Source organism: Seonamhaeicola sp. MEBiC01930 (genome assembly GCF_045277075.1).
In the GTDB taxonomy this organism is placed as follows: Bacteria; Bacteroidota; Bacteroidia; order Flavobacteriales; family Flavobacteriaceae; genus Seonamhaeicola.
The window spans coordinates 1,854,392-1,873,630 of the sequence record NZ_CP104270.1 but is presented as its reverse complement, the minus strand read 5'-3'; the positions used below and the strand labels follow the sequence as shown (position 1 = coordinate 1,873,630).

At 32.7% G+C, this 19,239-nt stretch carries 23 protein-coding genes; 8 read left to right on the top strand and 15 right to left on the bottom strand.

All coding sequences use genetic code 11. From position 1 onward, the window contains the following. Positions 1-106: 106 nt before the first annotated feature. Positions 107-1,495, top strand: coding sequence for a dipeptidase (locus tag N1F78_RS08235; RefSeq protein ID WP_406682681.1), 1,389 nt, complete (start codon positions 107-109; stop codon positions 1,493-1,495). Positions 1,496-1,687: 192 nt separating this feature from the next. Next, positions 1,688-2,794 (top strand): DUF4407 domain-containing protein, encoded by a 1,107-nt coding sequence (locus N1F78_RS08230; protein WP_406682680.1) that lies wholly within the window; start codon positions 1,688-1,690, stop codon positions 2,792-2,794. Here the strand turns inward: N1F78_RS08230 and N1F78_RS08225 are convergent. Together N1F78_RS08225 and N1F78_RS08220 are read right to left on the bottom strand one after the other, a co-directional pair. Continuing rightward, a complete protein-coding gene (locus tag N1F78_RS08225; protein ID WP_406682679.1) occupies positions 2,791-3,066 on the bottom strand; it encodes an STAS domain-containing protein in 276 nt (91 codons plus the stop codon). The two genes, N1F78_RS08230 and N1F78_RS08225, sit on opposite strands and share 4 nt — an antisense overlap. A 151-nt stretch (positions 3,067-3,217) precedes the next feature. After that, positions 3,218-3,496, bottom strand: coding sequence for a hypothetical protein (locus tag N1F78_RS08220; RefSeq protein WP_406682678.1), 279 nt, complete (start codon positions 3,494-3,496; stop codon positions 3,218-3,220). Positions 3,497-3,698: 202 nt separating this feature from the next. Here N1F78_RS08220 and N1F78_RS08215 point away from each other — a divergent pair, with 202 nt between their 5' ends. Both N1F78_RS08215 and N1F78_RS08210 read left to right on the top strand, forming a co-directional pair. Then, positions 3,699-4,136, top strand: coding sequence for a YybH family protein (locus tag N1F78_RS08215; protein ID WP_406682677.1), 438 nt, complete (start codon positions 3,699-3,701; stop codon positions 4,134-4,136). Between the two features lie 12 nt (positions 4,137-4,148). Further along, complete coding sequence (locus N1F78_RS08210; protein WP_406682676.1) at positions 4,149-5,450, top strand: S28 family serine protease; 1,302 nt, start codon at positions 4,149-4,151, stop codon at positions 5,448-5,450. Positions 5,451-5,457: 7 nt separating this feature from the next. Here the strand turns inward: N1F78_RS08210 and N1F78_RS08205 are convergent, their stop codons facing one another. From N1F78_RS08205 to N1F78_RS08185, 5 genes are all read right to left on the bottom strand, one after another. Further along, the gene (locus tag N1F78_RS08205; RefSeq protein ID WP_406682675.1) at positions 5,458-6,705 is read right to left on the bottom strand and encodes an NAD(P)/FAD-dependent oxidoreductase; all 1,248 of its coding nucleotides are present in this window, start codon (positions 6,703-6,705) and stop codon (positions 5,458-5,460) included. A 2-nt stretch (positions 6,706-6,707) separates the two neighbouring features. Then, positions 6,708-7,715: a 4-hydroxyproline epimerase gene (locus N1F78_RS08200; RefSeq protein ID WP_406682674.1), complete on the bottom strand. Its 1,008-nt coding sequence runs from the start codon at positions 7,713-7,715 to the stop codon at positions 6,708-6,710. An 88-nt stretch (positions 7,716-7,803) separates the two neighbouring features. Beyond that, positions 7,804-9,387 carry an aldehyde dehydrogenase (NADP(+)) gene (locus N1F78_RS08195; protein WP_406682673.1) on the bottom strand — a complete coding sequence of 528 codons (1,584 nt, stop codon included), beginning with the start codon at positions 9,385-9,387 and terminating at the stop codon, positions 7,804-7,806. Beyond that, positions 9,384-9,650, bottom strand: a complete 267-nt coding sequence (locus N1F78_RS08190) for a DUF1272 domain-containing protein (RefSeq protein ID WP_406682672.1) — start codon at positions 9,648-9,650, stop codon at positions 9,384-9,386. Before N1F78_RS08190 ends, N1F78_RS08195 begins: the two co-directional genes overlap by 4 nt. An 82-nt stretch (positions 9,651-9,732) precedes the next feature. Beyond that, the gene (locus tag N1F78_RS08185; RefSeq protein ID WP_406682671.1) at positions 9,733-10,545 is read right to left on the bottom strand and encodes a dihydrodipicolinate synthase family protein; all 813 of its coding nucleotides are present in this window, start codon (positions 10,543-10,545) and stop codon (positions 9,733-9,735) included. 283 nt (positions 10,546-10,828) lie between these two features. Here N1F78_RS08185 and N1F78_RS08180 point away from each other — a divergent pair, with 283 nt between their 5' ends. After that, positions 10,829-11,674: an AraC family transcriptional regulator gene (locus tag N1F78_RS08180; RefSeq protein ID WP_406682670.1), complete on the top strand. Its 846-nt coding sequence runs from the start codon at positions 10,829-10,831 to the stop codon at positions 11,672-11,674. A gap of 2 nt (positions 11,675-11,676) precedes the next feature. Continuing rightward, the gene (locus tag N1F78_RS08175; RefSeq protein WP_406682669.1) at positions 11,677-11,820 is read left to right on the top strand and encodes a hypothetical protein; all 144 of its coding nucleotides are present in this window, start codon (positions 11,677-11,679) and stop codon (positions 11,818-11,820) included. Here N1F78_RS08175 and N1F78_RS08170 read toward each other — a convergent pair. The 8 genes from N1F78_RS08170 to N1F78_RS08135 form a co-directional block, all read right to left on the bottom strand. Next, positions 11,817-12,395: a PhnA domain-containing protein gene (locus N1F78_RS08170; protein ID WP_406682668.1), complete on the bottom strand. Its 579-nt coding sequence runs from the start codon at positions 12,393-12,395 to the stop codon at positions 11,817-11,819. The genes N1F78_RS08175 and N1F78_RS08170 overlap by 4 nt on opposite strands. A 265-nt stretch (positions 12,396-12,660) precedes the next feature. Next, entirely contained in the window at positions 12,661-13,029 is a 369-nt protein-coding gene (locus tag N1F78_RS08165; protein WP_406682667.1) for an MmcQ/YjbR family DNA-binding protein, read from the bottom strand. Next, on the bottom strand, positions 13,026-13,634 hold the full coding sequence (locus tag N1F78_RS08160; protein WP_406682666.1) for a DUF4230 domain-containing protein: 609 nt from the start codon (positions 13,632-13,634) through the stop codon (positions 13,026-13,028). The genes N1F78_RS08165 and N1F78_RS08160 overlap by 4 nt, the downstream gene beginning before the upstream one ends. Next, positions 13,635-13,988, bottom strand: a complete 354-nt coding sequence (locus tag N1F78_RS08155; RefSeq protein WP_406682665.1) for a DUF4260 domain-containing protein — start codon at positions 13,986-13,988, stop codon at positions 13,635-13,637. Further along, positions 13,988-14,737, bottom strand: a complete 750-nt coding sequence (locus N1F78_RS08150; RefSeq protein WP_406682664.1) for a cyclase family protein — start codon at positions 14,735-14,737, stop codon at positions 13,988-13,990. The genes N1F78_RS08155 and N1F78_RS08150 overlap by 1 nt, the downstream gene beginning before the upstream one ends. 12 nt (positions 14,738-14,749) lie before the next feature. Beyond that, positions 14,750-15,874 carry a radical SAM family heme chaperone HemW gene (gene hemW / locus N1F78_RS08145; protein ID WP_406682663.1) on the bottom strand — a complete coding sequence of 375 codons (1,125 nt, stop codon included), beginning with the start codon at positions 15,872-15,874 and terminating at the stop codon, positions 14,750-14,752. An 18-nt stretch (positions 15,875-15,892) separates the two neighbouring features. Further along, positions 15,893-16,447 carry a crossover junction endodeoxyribonuclease RuvC gene (gene ruvC, locus N1F78_RS08140; protein WP_406685679.1) on the bottom strand — a complete coding sequence of 185 codons (555 nt, stop codon included), beginning with the start codon at positions 16,445-16,447 and terminating at the stop codon, positions 15,893-15,895. Between the two features lie 2 nt (positions 16,448-16,449). Next, entirely contained in the window at positions 16,450-17,091 is a 642-nt protein-coding gene (locus N1F78_RS08135; RefSeq protein ID WP_406682662.1) for a cell envelope biogenesis protein OmpA, read from the bottom strand. A 27-nt stretch (positions 17,092-17,118) separates the two neighbouring features. Between N1F78_RS08135 and N1F78_RS08130 the strand changes: the two genes are divergently transcribed. Further along, on the top strand, positions 17,119-18,087 hold the full coding sequence (locus N1F78_RS08130) for a lysylphosphatidylglycerol synthase domain-containing protein (protein ID WP_406682661.1): 969 nt from the start codon (positions 17,119-17,121) through the stop codon (positions 18,085-18,087). 2 nt (positions 18,088-18,089) lie between these two features. Then, positions 18,090-19,232 (top strand): glycosyltransferase, encoded by a 1,143-nt coding sequence (locus N1F78_RS08125; RefSeq protein WP_406682660.1) that lies wholly within the window; start codon positions 18,090-18,092, stop codon positions 19,230-19,232. Positions 19,233-19,239 lie beyond the last annotated feature (7 nt).

Below are 19,239 nucleotides of genomic sequence, written 5' to 3'. Positions count from 1 at the left end.
TAATGTCAGGAGACTACAGTTTAACGCTCTTTTTTCTTTTCATTTAGTTTCAATCAATTTCAGAATGAAAAAAATCATGTACTTTTGATAGATTAAACCATGCAATATGAATACCATAAAATCGTATATAACAGCCCATAAGGAACGTTTTTTGAACGAGTTAATTGAACTTATTAAAATCCCATCTATAAGTGCAGATTCAACATATAAAAACGATGTTATAAAAACTGCCAAAGCTGTTAAAACAAGTTTAGAAAAAGCCGGTTGTGATACCGTTGAAGTTTGTCAAACACAAGGCTACCCCATTGTTTATGGTGAAAAAATCATAGATAAAAGCTTGCCAACCGTTTTAGTTTATGGGCATTATGACGTACAACCTCCAGACCCATTAGAGCTTTGGGATTCACCGCCATTTGAGCCCGTTATTAAGAAAACCCAAAAACATCCTGAGGGTGCCATTTTTGCAAGGGGAGCTTGTGATGATAAAGGGCAAATGTTTATGCATGTTAAGGCATTGGAGTATATGACCACTACCAACCAACTTCCTTGTAATGTAAAATTTATGATTGAAGGCGAAGAAGAAGTTGGCAGTAAAAGTTTAGGAACCTTCGTAAAAAACAATCAGGAAAAACTTAAAAATGATGTTATTTTAATTTCAGATACAGGTATGATTGCCAATGACACGCCATCAATTACTACAGGAATTAGAGGATTAAGCTATGTTGAAGTTGAAGTCACTGGACCAAACCGTGATTTACACTCTGGTTTATATGGCGGTGCCGTGGCTAACCCCATCAATATTTTAAGCAAAATGATAGCCTCACTTCATGATGAAAACAATCATATAACTATTCCTGGGTTTTATGATAATGTTGAAGAACTTTCACAAGAAGAACGCCAGGAGATGGCTAAGGCTCCTTTTTCGTTAGAAGGGTATCAAAAAGCATTAGATATTGAATCGGTATACGGTGAAAAAGGTTTTACTACTAATGAGCGCAACTCTATAAGGCCTACTTTAGACGTTAACGGCATATGGGGCGGATACACTGGTGAAGGTGCAAAAACAGTTATACCAAGTAAAGCATTTGCTAAAATCTCTATGCGTTTAGTACCCAATCAAGACTGGAATAATATCACACAACTATTTAAAACCCATTTTGAAAATATAGCTCCAAAAGGTGTAAAAGTTAAGGTTAAACCTCATCATGGTGGTAATGGTTATGTTACACCATTAAACAGCATAGGTTATCAAGCCGCTTCAAAAGCATATACCGAAACTTTTGGTAAAATACCCATTCCCCAACGTAGCGGTGGTAGTATACCAATTGTAGCACTATTTGAAGAAGAACTCAAAAGTAAAACCATTTTAATGGGCTTTGGATTAGATAGTGATGCTATACACTCGCCAAATGAACATTTTGGAGTATGGAACTATTTAAAAGGCATTGAAACCATTCCCTACTTTTATAAATATTTTACAAAATTATCAAAATAACCTTTTGCACTAAACCCATAAAAATTAAATAAAATTGTGTGTTTTAGCAGTTTAACAAACACCTATTTAATTTACTAGGTCACAACTTATTATTTTATAATGTATTAAAGTGTAACATTTTACTTGTTTTAACGTTCTAATAGTCAACCTGTGCTAAGCACAATTTAGGCATCAATCAAAATCAATCACATTATGTTAAAGCAATTTTTTATAATCTGCTCGGGTGCAGATTCAGATATTTTAAAGGGCTGTTCTAACGGCGAACAAAATAAATATGCTGGAATTGGCGCTACAGTTTTCTTCACAGCTCTAATGGCATTTATAGCTGCAAGTTATGCCCTATATACCGTTTTTGACAATCTATTTACCGCCATTACTTTTGGGATTATTTGGGGTTTGCTAATTTTTAATCTAGACAGGTATATTGTATCCACAATTAAAAAAACAGACCATAAAATAGATGAACTTATTCAAGCATTACCAAGAATAGTTTTAGCAATTATTATTGCAATAGTTATTTCTAAACCCCTGGAGTTAAAAATATTTGAAAAAGAAATAAACCAAGTAATATTAGAAGAAAAAAACCAACTAACACTTGATAACAAAACTCAAATTGCGGAACAATATACCCCGTCTATTGAAGCGTTGAATAGCAACATTGGTGATTTACAACATCAAATTGACACTAAAGAGGCTGAAGTAAATGAACTTTATGATACTTATATTGCCGAGGCAGAAGGTCGAGAAGGAACAATGCTTTTAGGCAAAGGTCCTGTTTATAAAGAAAAACGTGAAAAGCACGATGCACTTTTAGCTGAATTACAACAACTAAAAACAGAAAATAAAACTAAAATTAACTTAGCTGAATCTGAAATTGTCAAATTGCAATCTGATTTTGAAACACAATTAACAAATACACAACCAATCATTAATAATTTTGATGGTTTGATGGCTCGTGTTAACGCGTTAAACAAACTTCCATGGCTTCCTTCTTTATTTATTTTTCTATTGTTTCTAGCCATAGAAACATCTCCAATTTTCGCAAAACTTTTATCGCCAAAAGGAACGTATGACTATAAACTTGAAGACCAAGAATCAGTGGTTAAAACAATTGTTCTTCAAAATAAAAATCAAAGAGCATTACAGTTACAAACGGATAATGTAATTAACGACAGGATTTATACTGACCTAGAACAAGAGGAAGAGCTTTATAATTATAAGCGCCTAAAAATAAGAGAACTTATGCAGTTAGAAACTGAAGCATTCCTAAAAAAACAAAAAATACGTTGTAACTATTAAGCTGCTTCAGATTTAAAATGATTATATAAATCTTTGCAGCCGTAACCAATAATTGAAAAGCTTTTATTATCACTTACAGCCTGATGGTGTATTTCTGATAATATATCTACTCCAAAACGATCCATACTTTCTACATCTTCTATACTAATAATTAACTTATCAAACTTCTTAAGTCCTTTAGTTAAAACTTTTTTTAATTTATCAGCATTGGTTTCATTAAGAACACCCGCTAATTGAAAAAAATTATTTGAATGGTTGATTAATAAACTCATAAGCGTTAAAATTTGTTATACAATAAATTAGGGCAATCAATAAATGATTTGATTTCCAATATATATAAAAATAATCAAAAAATCCTACGAAAAAATTAGAAATTGATAATTTTCAACGTTTAAAAGACTAATAATATCGATGAAATGCACATTATGCTGCGCACTCTGTTTTGAAGTGGTTATATAAATCCTTACAACCATAACCTAAAACTGATAATCTTTTATCTCTTATTAGGGCCTCCTTATGCAATTTGGCTATGGCGTTAACTCCGTAACGATCCATACTTTCAACATCTTCAATACTTATAGTTAAATTCTCTACTTTATCAAAAACGTTATTGAATACATTTTGGAATAATCCTAGAGTATCCTTATTCAGTATACCTCTAATCTTAAAAAAGTTGTTGCAGTTAGTGATTTTTAAATCCATAGTTAAGTTTTTAATATTAATAATAAATTTGAGGGAGATTGTTTATTTACCGTAAATTTATATCACCAAAAGTCAATACCAATAATTAATCGATGAATTCATAATAACTTTAGATTAAAAAAAAACAGGTGTCAATTTAATCGATGAGCAACACTTTTAAACTAAGATTCTTTATTTTTACCTCAATTGTATTTATTTACCTATGAAGAAAATCATTATTGTTACATTACTATTTATAGCTCCAATAGCTGTATGTTTCGCTCAAAACTCTGAGGAAAAAGACAAAAAGGAAATTCAAAAAGTTTTAAAAAAACAAAGAATTGCTTGGTCTAAAAACAACATTGAAGAATTTATGGATGGTTATTGGAAAAGCGACTCTCTTAAGTTTTATGGAGCTAATGGTATAACCTATGGTTGGGAAAACACATTAGAGCGTTACCAAAAAGCGTATCCTACCAAAGACCACACGGGTATACTCAGTTTCAGAATAAATGACATCTCTAAAATCAGTAATGAAGCTTACTATGTATTAGGTGAATACCATATAAAAAGAGAAGTAGGAAATGCAGATGGTATTTTCATGCTTGTACTTAAAAAGATTGATGGTGAATGGAAAATAATTGCTGATACGTCTAGTTAAAAACTTAGAAATATGAAATTGTTCCGTTTAATTTGCTTTCTATTTGTTTTATCAATCGTTAGTTGTAAATCTACTGCACCAGTTGCCAATATTGAAAAGTCTAACTTCGAAAAATTAGCATCCATAAAAAATGTTGTTAAGATTGAAAAACGAGAAACCCTAAGTCATTTTGATGAGAATTATGAAATATGGTTTGAACAACCAATAGACCATAATAACCCAGAAAGAGGAACTTTTAGACAACGTGTGTTTTTAGGGTTTGAAAACCCATTAAAACCAGTAATAGTTGAATTACATGGATATGGAATCTATAGTGGAAAAGCTGGAGAATTAGCCCAATATTATCAGGCAAATCAATTAAATATAGAACATAGATATTTCAATAATTCAAAGCCTGATGAGATTGACTGGAATACCCTTACTATAGAAAATGCCGCTAAAGATCAGACTGCAATTATTAATGCTATTAGAAATGTTTTGTATCCCAACTCTAAATTTATCACTACGGGTATTTCTAAAGGGTGTCAAACTACTATGGCTCATAGGAGATTCTTTCCAAAAAATGTAGATGCCAGTGTTTGTTATGTTGGGCCATTAAACTTTAAAAGAGAAGACCCTAGAGTGTATTCATTCCTGGATAATGTAGGTACCCAAGAAGAACGAAACAAAATAAAAGCATTTCAAGGATTATGTTTTGAAAACAGAGAAGCTCTACTTAAATTAATGAAAAATGCAGCCAAAAAAGAAAACATGTCTTGGGAGTTCGGAATTAAAAATGCACTTGACTACTCCATTTTAGAATATTCATTTGCCTTTTGGCAATGGGGAACAGATGTAAAATCTATTCCTTCAAATACTGCATCTACTGCAGACATTTATAAACATTTAATTGATGTTGTAGGCTATGGTTTTTTTGAAGATTCTTCAGTAAAATCATTACAACCATATTTTTGGGCCGCTTTAACAGAGCAAGGCATCTATGGTTATGAAACTAAACCTTTTGAAAAGTATTTTAATTCTGATGAAGTACTTAAATTTGATTGGGCATTTCCTGAAGGTGTTTCTAAAGCTTACAGCCCAAAACCAATGCAGGAAATCAAATCATTCTTAGATAATTCTGCCGAAAAAATGATTTTCATTTATGGCGAATATGATGCGTGGAGTGCAACTGCTGTTGATATATCAGAGAGCGCATCTAAAAGAGGTCTCTACAAATTTATTAAACTAAAAGGAGACCATAAAACTCGTATTAAAAGTTTTGAAAAAGAAAAGCAAAATGAAATTTATAATATTATTGATAGTTGGTTGAAATAAAATTTTATCAAAACTTTCTATCAATATGAAAGAGGCGTAAATCTAAAGATGATTGTTTATTTGATATAATCTCTGAAACTAATTTACCTGTAGCTGTACCCATACTCCAGCCCATCATGGCATGTCCTGTTGCTATGGTTAAATTATGACATTTTGATGATTTCCCAATGTATGGTAATCCGTCAGGAGAAAGTGGTCTTAAACCTGAAGCTGCATCCAGTTTTTCTTCTTGATTCAACTCAACTTCAGGATAATATTCATTCACTGCTTTTGCTATGGCATTAACTCTAACTTTATTGATGCTATTACTGATTCCTGTAATTTCCATAGTTCCTGCAAATCGAGTAAATCCGTTCATTGGGGTTACAGCAACCTTAGCTTCCGATAAAATAGCCGGAACTGTTATTTTAGTTTCTCTATTAGTATTTATACGATATCCTTTTCCTGCTTGTAGCAATAGTTTCAATCCTATTTTTTTACTTAAAAAAGCACTCCATGAACCTGCAGCCATCACAAATTCATTGGCACTTAAAACTTGGTTTTGAGTTTTAACTTTAGAAATAGTTCCATTCTGAATTTCTAAATCAACTACTTCCTCATTTGTAAAAAAAGAAACGCCAACCTTTTTTAAATAGGCCTTCATTTCAATCATAAATTCATGCGGTGTAGAATGATGGTCACATTCAAAATACGTTCCTCCTATACTTTCGATAGTGACATTAGGTTCAATCTGCAATATATCATACAAGTTAACTTCCCTTGCTGATAACCCTAGACTGCTGGCTATTTTAGCCATATGAATTTCTTCCTCCATAGCTTCTTCGGTTCTACATAGCATCAGTAAGCCTTTCTTGGCATAATGAGATTTGAAATTTTCGGTTTTAATTATATCCTGAAATAGTTCCTGACTCAAAACTGAAATATCTCGAATAGCCTTTCCAGACCTTTTCACATGTTCGGTATTGCAAGACTTACTAAACGCCAAAGCCCACTTTAAAAATTCTGGATTTAAACGTGGTTTAATATATAAGGGACTTAAAGGATTAAACATCCACTTCAGCCCTTTTTTCATAACCCCTGGAGCCGACAAAGGAATAATATGACTAGGAGACAAATAACCGGCATTGACATAAGATGCTCCTACATCCATGTTTGATTTATCTATTATCGTTACCTGATGTCCTTCTTTATGAAGGTAATAGGCTGAACACAGCCCGATAATTCCACCACCTATAATTACAACTTCTTTTCCCATAATTATATCACTTGAAATCCAAAAGCATATGGGTCATCATCCGAATCAATAGTAATGGTATTGTATCCATACACCTTTGCCCAACCTTGAACGCTAGGAATAATAGCCTTTTTGCCATTTATATAGGTTTCTTCTTCAACTCTTCCAATGAATTTTGAACCGATAAAACTCTCATGAATGAATGCTTTTCCCTTTTTAAGTTTTCCTTTGGCAAATAATTGAGCCATACGTGCCGAAGTACCTGTTCCACACGGACTTCTATCTATAGCTTTATCACCATAAAAAACAGCGTTTCTACCTGATGAAGCTGAATCAATTGGCTTACCTGTCCAAAGCATGTGGGATACATCTTTTATGGTTTCATTTTCTGGATGGACAAACATATCTGGGTATTTGTTATTTATTTTTTTTCTTGCTTCTTGCGAAAATCGAACTAAGTCTGAGGCCGTATGTTTGTGAACACCTTTAAAATTCTTTTGCGCGTCTACAATCGCATAAAAATTACCACCATAAGACACATCGAAAGTGATTTCGCCCAAATAATTCAACTTCACGGTTAATCCTTCGGCTGCCAAATAACTTTTAACATTGGTAAGTTTTACCCAATCTACTTTTTTCCCAGTTTGCTGGTATTCAATTTCCACCAATCCAGCGGGTGCTTCCATTCTAATTTTTCCTGGAGTTTTAGGTTTTACTAAACCTTCTTCGATAGCAATTGTAACTGTTCCAATAGTTCCGTGTCCGCACATAGGTAAACAACCAGAAGTTTCAATAAAAAGTATGGCAAAATCGTTGTTTGGGTTATGAGGCGGATACAATAGGCTTCCGCTCATCATATCATGACCACGTGGTTCAAACATCAAACCTTTTCTAATCCAATCATACTCTTTTAAAAAGTGTTGTCGTTTTTCACTCATAGTGTTACCTATAAGTTCTGGACCACCTTTTTTAATAAGCCTTACTGGGTTACCGCAAGTATGAGCATCAATACAATGAAATACACTTTTCATAGACCTTTAAAGTAAACCTAAAGAACACCAAAAAAGGCATTCTTCAGGTATTTTAGAGTTAGTCTCTCAAGGTTAAATTACTATTAATCTATATTTTATCTTTAGTTTGAACATTATCAATAAGTCTTGAAATATTCAACGGGTTTTCATTTTTTAGTTCTTCTGGTAATAGGGCATCCGGCCAGTTTTGAAAACTAAATGGTCTTACCCAACGTTTTATAGAATGAATTCCCACTGCCGTAAAACGACTATCTGTTGATGACGGATACGGACCGCCATGAACCATTGAAGAACAAACCTCGACACCTGTTGGCACACCATTATAAATTAAGCGTCCAACTCTGTTTTGTAATGCTGATATTAACTCTGGATAATTCGATATTTCTTTATCGTTTGAAATAAGTGTGCCTGTTAACTGCCCTTCTAACTGCCAAATAATTTGCTCTAATTGTTTTTCATCATTACATTGCACAACCATTGAAAATGGACCAAACACTTCTTGATGAAGTTTAGTATTACTCAAAAAAGTATCTCCCTTCACTGTTACTACAGCTTGTTTTGCGTAATTGGGTGGCGCATCATTATCATAATCCGCAACCACTTGTAATTCCTGCTGAGACACTGCTACTTCCTTATTTCTGTTATACGCCCCGTAGATGTTTGGGTGCAGCATACAGGAAGGTTCAATCTTAACTATTTCGGTTGAAAGATTTTCTATAAATATGTCTAGTTGCTCGCTCTTAATTCCTAAAATTAATCCTGGATTGGTACAAAACTGACCAGTTCCTAAAGTAATAGAGCCTGCATAAGTTTTGGCCAAGGCCTCGCCTTTTTCTTTTAAAGCTTCGGGTAAAATGACCACCGGATTAATACTTCCCATTTCTGCAAATACAGGAATAGGTTCTTCTCTTTGAGATGACATATCATACAATGCTCTTCCGCCTTTTATGCTTCCGGTGAAACCAACTGCTTTTACTTTAGGATGTTTTACCAACTGTTCACCTACTTCAATACCGCTAGAATTTAAATTAGAAAACACCCCATTTGGCATGTTTGTTTTTTCGGCAGCTTTAATAATTGCAGATGCCACCAATTCACCCGTTCCAGCATGCATTGGGTGTGATTTAACAATAACCGGACAGCCAGATGCCAAAGCCGCTGCCGTATCTCCACCGGCTGTTGAATATGCCAAGGGAAAATTGCTTGCGCCGAAAACAACCACTGGCCCTAACGGAATTAACATTTTTCTTAAATCTGGCTTTGGTAAAGGTTCACTGTTTGGCACCGCTGTATCAATACTAGCTTCCACCCAAGAACCTTCTAAAACTAAATCTGCAAATGAGCGCAATTGAAAAACGGTCCTTCCGCGTTCTCCTTTGGCACGTCCTTCTAGCAAACCGGTTTCTGAACAATAGGTCCTTATTAATTCATCATCTAATGCTAAAATTTCATCGACAATGGCGTTTAAAAAATCTGATTTTTGTTTACCAGAAACCGATTTGAAGGTTTTAAAAGCGGTCGCTGCTAAAGAAACGGCTTCATCAATTTCTTCGGGAGTGGCTTCTGTGAAAACGTTTTCATTTTCAATATTTAATTCCGGATTAAAGGTTTTATAGGTCTTATTTCCTTTTGATGATAATTGATTGCCAATATAGTTTCTTCCTGTTATCATGAATTTTTTATTCTTTTTAAATGTGCTTCAACATCTACAGGTTTATGAATTATTTTAGTTGAAACAGGATATTTATTTAATAGATTTTGAGGTCTTATTGGTCTTTTTTCAAAACCACCTCCGCAGTTAGGACATACTTGTTGCAACACATTTTCTACACATTCTAAACAATATGTACACTCAAACGTACAAATCATTGCCTCACTAGAATCGTTTGGCAATGATTTGTTGCAGTTTTCGCATGTAGGACGTATATCTAACATATTTACATAACTAATTTAGTGTTTATATCTAACTCTAACAATCGTAAAAACAAAGTTATCTCTTTTCGAATATTTGAAAAGCTTAACCCATTAAGTCCAGAACTTCAAGTCTTTCTTTTGCCAAAATATATCTTGCACGGACATCATCAATTTGCTTTTGAGTTAATTTCTTACCATAGGTACGAAGCCCTCCGTCGGCATCATTATGATGAATTCCAAAAGCAAACTTAAGGTATTCTAAAAGTAATGGCTGAGCATCCAGATACGATATGGAATTTAAAGCTCGAGAAATTTTGTTTGCCTCAGCCCATTCTCCATTTGTAACGTACTCCTGCATCGTAACACTAGCTTTTGGAAAGATACAACCTACACCTGTAATTCCTCCTGATGCTCCAGCAAGTCCTGCATGAACAGTTACGGTGTCAACACCTGCTAAAACTTTTAAATCTTCATTCTCTAACGTTAGAGTTTCAATAATAGAAACATCCATAGTCGATATTTTAAGAGCGGTTATTCTAGGGAGAATAGATAGTCTTTTAAGAAGATTAATTGAGAGCTTATGATAGCCAGCAGCCTCTGGATTGTTATAGGGCATAATTGTAACGTCTGCATCTTTTGCAGTTGTTTCAGAAAGGGCATAGTAGGCATACATTTCTTCCTCAGAAGGAATAGCTTCAGTTTTTGGCGGCATAACCATTACTGTATCCACCCCAACTTTAGCAAGCTCTTCAACGATTTTGGCAAGCTCTTCTTTTGTTTCTGCCGCAGCTCCACTAATCAATGGGACGTTGTATTCTTTAGCAACCTCAGAAAGGGCTTTAAGTAAGGAAAGACGCTGCTTAGTGCTCAGGTAGCTATTCTCACCTAGAGTTCCAGAACCGACAAGTCCGCTCATTCTACTTCCGCCCTTTCCTTGAACTTTTAAAATACCTGCAGCGTATTTTTGCGTTGCATCAAGGTCAATTTCAAGAGCGCCAGATTTTGACTCTTTCAACCATGTAAACACAGCTGGCATTACGCCATTCCATTGCAAATTCATATCTTAAGTATTACATCACAAAATTAAGGGCTATTTGAAAATAATTTTAATAGCTTGTTATTCAATACACATACTATTTTATCCTATTTAATATTTAAATGTATATTTTTGAGTATTATTTATGTAAACAATCAATTAATTGAAAGTTTTACCATTTAAAATACCAAAACCTGAACAAGATGCTTTGGTCTTTCAAATAGACCATGCAGATGCTTTTTACGACAAGCTACATCAGCATGAAGAAATTCAAATAAGTCTAATTGTATCTGGGGAAGGTACGCTAGTAGTTGGTGACTCAGTGAACTACTATTCTGAAGGAGATGTTTTGGTTTTAGGAAGCAATATTCCGCATGTGTTTAAAAGTGATACCCAAATATCAAAAACATCACAAATGCTTAGCTTATTTTTTACTGAGGCCTCTTTTGGCAAACAGTTTTTTGACTTGGAAGAACTTAAGGAGTTACAACCATTTTTTAAACGCGCTAAACATGGTTTTAAAGTATCTTCTGAAACCGAACCAATAAAAGACCTATTTTTCAAACTTGATAAATCAAGCAAACTAGATAAGTTTATTACTTTGTTTCAGCTTTTGAAAATAACGTTAAAGGCAGATTACAAAAGTTTGTCCTCATTCATTTACGACAAGAAATACAGCATTAATGAAGGAAATAGGATGCGAGATGTTTTTGAGCATACCATGAATAATTATGAAAACGATATTAGTTTAGAAACCATTGCCAATGTGGCTCATATGACAAAAAATGCATTTTGCAAATATTTTAAAAAGCGCACCAACAAGACCTTCATTCATTTTTTGAATGAATTACGTATAGAACATGCTTGTAAAAAATTAATTTCAGACAAAGATGTTTCGGTAAAGGAAATTGCGGAACAGGTTGGTTTTAATAATATGTCTAATTTTAACAGACAGTTTAAGAGTCTTAAATTTGTGAGTCCCTCAGAATTCAGAAAGAACCACCTGTAAATATGAAAGAGAAATACGTTTATATCATTCTAACAATTGCCCTAATTATCACCGCTTATGGAGTGATTACCGGAAGATACTTTTTCCTGTTTTTAATGATTCCGTTAGGATTTAGATGGTTTAAAAAAGGAGGTGAAAAAGACTAAATCTTCTTTACAAAATCAGTGATAATTACAATTTGTTGCGCACCCACTTTTCCTTCAATATATTTTGCGTTTTCATGGTCTAAACGAATATTTCTCACAGCTGTTCCTTGTTTAGCAACCAAACTAGAACCCTTTACTTTTAAGTCTTTTATTAAAACTACAGAGTCTCCCACTTTCAACTCTACACCGTTAGAATCTCTATGAATAATCTTTTCACTTGAGTCTTTATCTTCGCCTGTTGCTCTTGCCAATGCTAGAGCCTCATCATCTAAAAACATCATTTCTAAAAGGTCTTTAGGCCATCCTTCATTTCTAAGGCGCTGCAACATTCTCCAAGCCATTATTTGAACCGCCACATGTTCACTCCACATACTTTCATTTAAACAGCGCCAATGATTTGGATTCATTTCTTCATCACCATCTATCTGACTTTTACATGTATTACAAACCAACACATCATTATCTACATTTTCATTTAAAGAAGGCGGAATAGTGTACTGTTTTAAATCTTCTGTGGCGCCACATAATTCGCATGTATTATTGCTTCTTTCTTTTAGGGTTTGTAATACGCTCATCTTAATTTGTTTTTGCAATAATACATCAAATAGAAAGAATTTCAAGCTAAGTTTAGATACAAAAAAAGGTGCCCTAAGACACCTTTTCCTATCAACTATAGCAATCTACAATTTTATAGCTGTATATAAATAATCTTTATTCATCATTAAGTTTGGGACACTGAAAAAGATTCAAGGAAAATCCTTAAACTATTAATTAACCTCTTGGGGAAGACCGAATATAAATATACAAAAAAATATTAAGAAATCACTGACTTTCAAGATATTAAAGACCTGATAAGGTTTCACGCATTTTCTTAGTCATACCTTTTACAACCATATTATAAGAATGATCTATTAGACTACGAATAAAAGGTGGTTGTAATTCTCCTTTATAAATATCAATAGTATTCCAATGCTTATTACTAACATACGGACCCGCATAAATAATTTCATATTGCTCGCGTAATTCTTCGGTATACTCTGGGTCACATTTTAAAGTAATGGTTGCTTCTCCTCCCTCCCATTTTTTTAATGGCGCCATTAAAAACATTTTACCCAAGACTTTAAAAACAAGTGTGTTTTCATCAAAAGGAAATTCTTCAGTGGTTGCTTTTTTACTTATGCAATAGTTGCGAATTTGTTCAATGTTCATTCTATCAACTTTTGATCTTTACCATCAATTTTTAAAGCCGAATAATCTAAACTCCACCCAATAGTTTCCACAATAGTTTCAATTAATTGAATGGTTTCTCTGGCTTCGCCTTGCGCAATTTGAATGAGGCCACTTTCAGGAATTTTTTCTTCAATATGATGTTTTGCTTCCTGATGTAAATCTGTTAAATCTGTGGCTTCAAATTTGTTGAATAGTCCATCCGATTTGTCATAGTAATTCAAGTTAGTTTCAATTGACAATACTTCCGGTTGCGGAAAATGTTCTAAAACAATTGTTTTACTTTCAGTATCAGATTTTAACTGGATTTTAGACAAATCATAACCCACATGTGCTTTGGCATTAATAACTACCAAAGCTTTCTTTTTGCTGGAAATGAGTTTTAAAAACTTCTGCTTTACGTCTTCATAATGGTAAATTTCAGCAAAATCGCCTTCAACAGTAATAAACTTACAGACCTTCTTAATCTTATCTAAAAGAATAACGGACTGCGCATTTGTTAATTGTTTCCTTTTATAAGACTTAAAAAAAGTAACAACTCCCAAAGTAACTAAAGCACCAATAATAATAGCTAAAAACGTTTCCATCTATTCTTTTCCTATTTTACCCAAATGAGTATTATTAAATGCATCAAAATACTTAAGTCCGTAACCAAACATCCGATCAAAAGAGGCATGAGAAAATAAAATAATTCCAACAAGTTGAATTGTCTGGTTACTAAAATAAACACCAATAAAATAAATTAGGATAGCAAGTCCTTTATGATGAAACAGATTATATATAACGGCACCAATTCTAGAATTAACCAAATACCCCAACATGCCAATATCTGGAGTTAATATTAATGCTACAAACCACCACCACTTAAAATCTAGGGCGTTAAACATAAAAACACCCAAACTAAACATGAACAATTCTTCTAGCTTAATAGACTTTTCCATTACTGAATTATTTTATATAAAACTGGTTTACTTGGAGTAGCGTCATTTTCAAAAGGTGCAATCATGAGATTTAGTAAATATTCTCCATCCGTAATAGAATTAGGTACATATATAAATTCTGTTATGGTAGCATCCATTCTTATTTCGCCAGAAGTATTCCAAAAGGCATTATGTGCTAACAATTTACCTTCATCTCTTTCCTTATCAACAGATGGTAAATCAATTAGTAAATGTTTAATTCCCTTTTCCTTCAAATATTCGGCTGCTTCCTCAAGCAAAAAAGGCGGATTGGTATTTGAGTAGCGCTTACTCTTTTTTTCTAACAAATTAGGAAGCGTTCTAATAACAATGGCATCTCTCTTTTTATTTCTTAAAGCTGTTTTTAATTGTTTTGCAGATACATAAAAATCATCTCCATCGTTTTCCGGAGCAACCGTAACCACTTCGGCAACAAAAAAATAATGTTTCAAATTTTTATTTACAGAATGTACTTCTTTAGTTATGTGTCCAACGCATTCAGTGTGTGTAATATGTGAATGCGGATTAAAATGAATATTGTTAAAATTAACAACAGCGCCTTCTGAGACTTTAATAGTTTCACCATCGAAACTTTCAGGAAAAATCTTGGGATCATCAATATACCAAGCATTTATATTTTTTTTTGACATGTCTATTGCAATAGAAATATCTAAAGGTTTAGAAACATCTATTTGTATTTTTCTTGAGTTGTATTGTATAGTTGCTATCATACTCAAATATAGTTAAATCATAAATAGTTCTGAAGCTATTCCGTCAACTAAAAACTTTCCCTTTACTGTTACTAATAGCTTATTCTGATCTGAAAGTAATAATTCTTGGTGAATGTAATTTTCTGAAGCTTTTTTTAAATGTTGTAAAGACTCCACACCAAAATCAGTTTTAACCTTATCAAAAGACACTCCCCAAACGGTTCTTAAACCAGTCATTAAATACTCATTAAACGCATCCTTCTTGGAAAGATATTCTACTGTAATTGGTAATTCTTTAGCCTCAATTGCATTAATATACTTTGAATTATTAGACACGTTCCAACAACGTTGGTCACCAAAAAACGAATGTGCCGAAGGCCCAACACCTAAATACCATTTCCCTTGCCAATAACTTGTATTGTGCTTTGAAAAATAGTTGGGTTTCCCAAAGTTTGAAATTTCATATTGAATAAACCCTTCTTGCTTTGTTCTTTCCACGAGATGATTAAAATGTTCTAGCGCCAAAGTTTCGTCTGTTGGAGGGTAAATACCTTTTTTAATAAAATTCTCTAAAGCCGTTTTAGGTTCTACTGTAAGTGCATAACTTGAAATATGATTTATTCCGAAACCAAAAGCCATTTCCAAATTTTGATTCCATTTTTCTAAAGACATATTTGGTACGCCGTAAATTAAATCAATGGTTATATTATCAAAATGGTGAGAGGCTACAGAAAGACATTCTTTAGATTCTACCGCATTATGTGCGCGATTCATACTTTTTAAATCATCATCAAAAAATGATTGAACACCAATGCTCAAACGATTAATAGGTGTAGAACTCAAACTAATAATCCTTTCAGAAGTTAAATCGTCTGGATTTGCCTCTAAAGTAATTTCAGGGTAGCTAATGACTTTGAAATTTTTATAAACCGAATCAATAAGTAATGACAATTCATTATTAGCTAGTATACTTGGAGTGCCTCCGCCAAAATAAATAGTTTCAACAGTCTCTCCTTGCAGTTCATCTTTTCGTAACTCAATTTCTTTTAATAAAGCTTGAATTAATTCATCCTTCTTTTTTAACGATGTTGAAAAATGAAAATCGCAATAATAACATGCTTGTTTGCAAAACGGAATATGTATGTAGATACCGGCCATTAAGCAGTTAATATATATCTATTTTTTAACTCTATCTTCGTTTTGTTTAACAAAAGCATCCCACCCCGAATAACTCTTGCCAACCTCAACACGTCCGGAATTATAAAAATGACAAACAGCCGCCGCTAAACCATCAGTAGCATCCAAATTTTTTGGTAAAGTTTTTAAACCCAATAAGCTTTGAAGCATTTTAGCCACCTGTTCTTTACTAGCATTTCCGTTACCAGTTATAGCCATCTTTATTTTTTTAGGCAAGTATTCTGTAATTGGAATTTCTCTACTTAAACCTGCAGCCATAGCAACACCTTGAGCCCTGCCCAACTTGAGCATACTTTGTACATTCTTACCAAAAAAGGGAGCCTCAATAGCAATTTCATCTGGCTTATGCGTATCAATAAGTTCTATAGTACGCTCAAAAATCAACTTTAATTTTAAATAGTGATCACTGTATTTCTTTAAATCCAATTCATTCAATTGCATAAATTGCATTTTTTTTCCAACCACCTTTATAAGTCCAAAACCCATTATTGTTGTTCCTGGGTCTATTCCTAAAATAATTTTTTCTTCCATAATTCTTATTGATCACAAAAATAACAGCCACTTAAAGAAATAGAGGCCCCAAAAGTAATTGTTAAAATGTTACCATTAAACGACCCTAATCCATCGGATAGAGGGTTAAACGCTTTCCCAAATCCATTAACATAAGACACATCTGTATAAATTGAGAGTTTGTCAGAAATTCCATAATGAAATTCTGCACCGCCCATAATATTCAGAAAAGAGACTTTATTTTGCGTATAGTTACCTAATGGTTTAACAAAGGTAAATCCAGGACCCACATGAAAAAACACTCCTGCCCTAGGTGGTAAAAAGTTTAAAATATTATTAGCATCATATACCAACAATGTATTTATTCTAGAATAATTTAATTTGAAACTTGGTGTATTTTCTTCATTAGATATTCTACTAAAATTATAATCTAACTTCCCTCCTAATTGAGGCTTGAACATATATTGCAATGCTAAATTAACCGACGGAAAGTTAACCGATTTACCTTCAAAACTTTGAACAAAACCATCTTTAGCTAGATTACAAATACCTAAACCAAATTGAGCTTTTATTAAACTGGTTCCCTCTTGAGAAAACACATGAATACTTAACATCACACAACTTACCAAACAAAAAACTGTTTTATAAATTCTAAGATATGAAATCATAATATAAATAATGGCTTAATTTGTAGCATGAATAATTTGCTCACATACAAAACTAAACAATTCTTTTTTGTACTCATTAAATTAAGCATTATAGCTGGAGCTTTTTATTTTATATATAAAAAACTAACAAATAATACCGAATTAGATTTTATAATTTTTATTGAATTTTTAAGTAAAAACAATGTTTTTTCATTAAAAAGCATTGTTTTATTACTCATTTTAACTGTTTTTAATTGGCTTCTTGAAATTGTTAAATGGCAGAAATTAGTTAGCACCTTTAAAAAAATATCGTTTAAAAATGCTCTAGAACAAAGTTTAGGAGCCCTAACAGCCTCGCTTCTTACTCCAAACAGAATTGGAGAATATGGTGCCAAAGCATTTTATTTTTCTTCTAACGACAGAAAACGTGTTGTATTTGTGAATTTGCTAGGAAACATGATGCAAATGCTTGCTACTATTATATTTGGTACTATTGGCCTTTTGGTTTTCATAAGCAAGTACAATATCATTATTGATTTTTACAGACTAAGTAGAATATTACTTATAGTGATATTAGCTTTTACTATAATTGGGTTAAGCATAAAAAAAAGCAGATTTACAATTAAAGGCTATTCTACTAAAAATTTAAAAGACTTAATTACAAACTTCTCTAAAAAATCACTAGCACAAATTTTCCTATTATCTATATTACGCTATGTGATTTTTTCATTTCAATTCTATTTTTTATTACATATTTTTAAAGCCGAAATAAACTATCAAAATGCTATGATGTGCATTACATCAATGTATTTTTTATCATCTATTGTACCTTCTATTTTTATCTTTGATGTGGTTATAAAAGGAAGTATAGCAATATATTTATTTGGTTTTATTCAAATTAATGAGCTTACTATTTTAAGCATAACTACCATCATGTGGCTGTTAAATTTTGTTCTGCCCAGCCTGTTTGGAAGTTACTATGTACTTAACTTTAATTTGCCTAAACACGAAGATTGATAATGGTGATATTAAGTATTTTAATCATTTTTTCTTACTTACTTTTAATAGGAAGTTTTGCTTTTGGCTTTGATAAGGTCAAGACATTCCATTTGGAAAACAAACCTGCAAAAAACACATTTTCAATATTAATTCCATTTAGAAATGAAGCAGAACATCTACCAGAATTACTCAAGTCAATTTCACAATTAGAATATCCACAATACCTATTTGAAATTATTTTTATAGATGATGATTCTGATGATGAATCAGTAGAAATTATAAAGCAAGTTCTCGATACATTATCGCAAAGAGAAAACACTCAAACTGACGTTAAAATTATAAAGAATGAAAGACATTCAAACTCGCCAAAAAAAGACGCTCTTACTTCAGCAATAAAGCAAACCAAACATGAATGGATTATAACAACAGATGCCGATTGTATTTTACCAAAATATTGGCTTAGTAGCTATGATGAGTTTATCCAACAAAATAACTCAAAATGTATTGTCGCCCCAGTAACATATAACAGTACAAACACTTTTTTGAACAGATTTCAATTACTTGATTTTTTAAGTTTACAGGGAGCCACTATTGGTGGTTTTGGTATTAACAAACCGTTTATGTGTAATGGCGCTAATTTTGCTTATAAAAAAAGTGCATTTAATGAGGTAGGTGGCTTTGAAGGCAACTCCAATATAGCGAGTGGTGATGACATTTTCTTATTGGAAAAAATAGTTAAGGCATACCCAAAAAGTATTCACTATCTAAAAAGTGAACCAGCTATTATCATCACTAAACCTCAGCCTACATGGAAATTACTTTTTGAACAACGCTTGCGTTGGGCCTCTAAAACAAGTGCTTACAGCAATTGGTTTGGTAAACTTACCGGGGTAATTGTTTTATTAGCAAATGCCTTAGTTTTAGTTCTGGCCCTTCTTTCTGTTTTGGGTGTTTTCAAACTTAAAATCTTCACTTATTTACTTTTTATCAAGTTTAATCTAGATTTCATTTTAATTTATAAAACAGCTTCATTTTTCAATCAAAAAGATGCACTTCTTAGTTATATTTTTGCTTTTATACTATATCCTTTTTTTAGTGTTTACATAGCTTTCTTATCAACATTTAAAACCTATAAATGGAAGAATAGAACCTTTAGGAAATAATTTTTCA

What these genes read in the sequence shown, in the direction of transcription:
- N1F78_RS08205 (WP_406682675.1), bottom strand. Translation starts at nt 6,705, where the DNA reads ATGGGAAAAGAAGTTGTAATTATAGGTGGTGGAATTATCGGGCTGTGT.
- N1F78_RS08150 (WP_406682664.1), bottom strand. Translation starts at nt 14,737, where the DNA reads ATGATAGCAACTATACAATACAACTCAAGAAAAATACAAATAGATGTT.
- N1F78_RS08220 (WP_406682678.1), bottom strand. Translation starts at nt 3,496, where the DNA reads ATGGATTTAAAAATCACTAACTGCAACAACTTTTTTAAGATTAGAGGT.
- N1F78_RS08215 (WP_406682677.1), top strand. Translation starts at nt 3,699, where the DNA reads ATGAAGAAAATCATTATTGTTACATTACTATTTATAGCTCCAATAGCT.
- N1F78_RS08130 (WP_406682661.1), top strand. Translation starts at nt 17,119, where the DNA reads ATGAATAATTTGCTCACATACAAAACTAAACAATTCTTTTTTGTACTC.
- N1F78_RS08135 (WP_406682662.1), bottom strand. Translation starts at nt 17,091, where the DNA reads ATGATTTCATATCTTAGAATTTATAAAACAGTTTTTTGTTTGGTAAGT.
- N1F78_RS08175 (WP_406682669.1), top strand. Translation starts at nt 11,677, where the DNA reads ATGAAAGAGAAATACGTTTATATCATTCTAACAATTGCCCTAATTATC.
- N1F78_RS08200 (WP_406682674.1), bottom strand. Translation starts at nt 7,715, where the DNA reads ATGAAAAGTGTATTTCATTGTATTGATGCTCATACTTGCGGTAACCCA.
- N1F78_RS08155 (WP_406682665.1), bottom strand. Translation starts at nt 13,988, where the DNA reads ATGGAAAAGTCTATTAAGCTAGAAGAATTGTTCATGTTTAGTTTGGGT.
- N1F78_RS08230 (WP_406682680.1), top strand. Translation starts at nt 1,688, where the DNA reads ATGTTAAAGCAATTTTTTATAATCTGCTCGGGTGCAGATTCAGATATT.
- N1F78_RS08225 (WP_406682679.1), bottom strand. Translation starts at nt 3,066, where the DNA reads ATGAGTTTATTAATCAACCATTCAAATAATTTTTTTCAATTAGCGGGT.
- N1F78_RS08165 (WP_406682667.1), bottom strand. Translation starts at nt 13,029, where the DNA reads ATGAACATTGAACAAATTCGCAACTATTGCATAAGTAAAAAAGCAACC.
- N1F78_RS08160 (WP_406682666.1), bottom strand. Translation starts at nt 13,634, where the DNA reads ATGGAAACGTTTTTAGCTATTATTATTGGTGCTTTAGTTACTTTGGGA.
- N1F78_RS08170 (WP_406682668.1), bottom strand. Translation starts at nt 12,395, where the DNA reads ATGAGCGTATTACAAACCCTAAAAGAAAGAAGCAATAATACATGCGAA.
- N1F78_RS08195 (WP_406682673.1), bottom strand. Translation starts at nt 9,387, where the DNA reads ATGATAACAGGAAGAAACTATATTGGCAATCAATTATCATCAAAAGGA.
- N1F78_RS08210 (WP_406682676.1), top strand. Translation starts at nt 4,149, where the DNA reads ATGAAATTGTTCCGTTTAATTTGCTTTCTATTTGTTTTATCAATCGTT.
- N1F78_RS08190 (WP_406682672.1), bottom strand. Translation starts at nt 9,650, where the DNA reads ATGTTAGATATACGTCCTACATGCGAAAACTGCAACAAATCATTGCCA.
- N1F78_RS08125 (WP_406682660.1), top strand. Translation starts at nt 18,090, where the DNA reads ATGGTGATATTAAGTATTTTAATCATTTTTTCTTACTTACTTTTAATA.
- hemW (WP_406682663.1), bottom strand. Translation starts at nt 15,874, where the DNA reads ATGGCCGGTATCTACATACATATTCCGTTTTGCAAACAAGCATGTTAT.
- N1F78_RS08235 (WP_406682681.1), top strand. Translation starts at nt 107, where the DNA reads ATGAATACCATAAAATCGTATATAACAGCCCATAAGGAACGTTTTTTG.
- N1F78_RS08185 (WP_406682671.1), bottom strand. Translation starts at nt 10,545, where the DNA reads ATGAGCGGACTTGTCGGTTCTGGAACTCTAGGTGAGAATAGCTACCTG.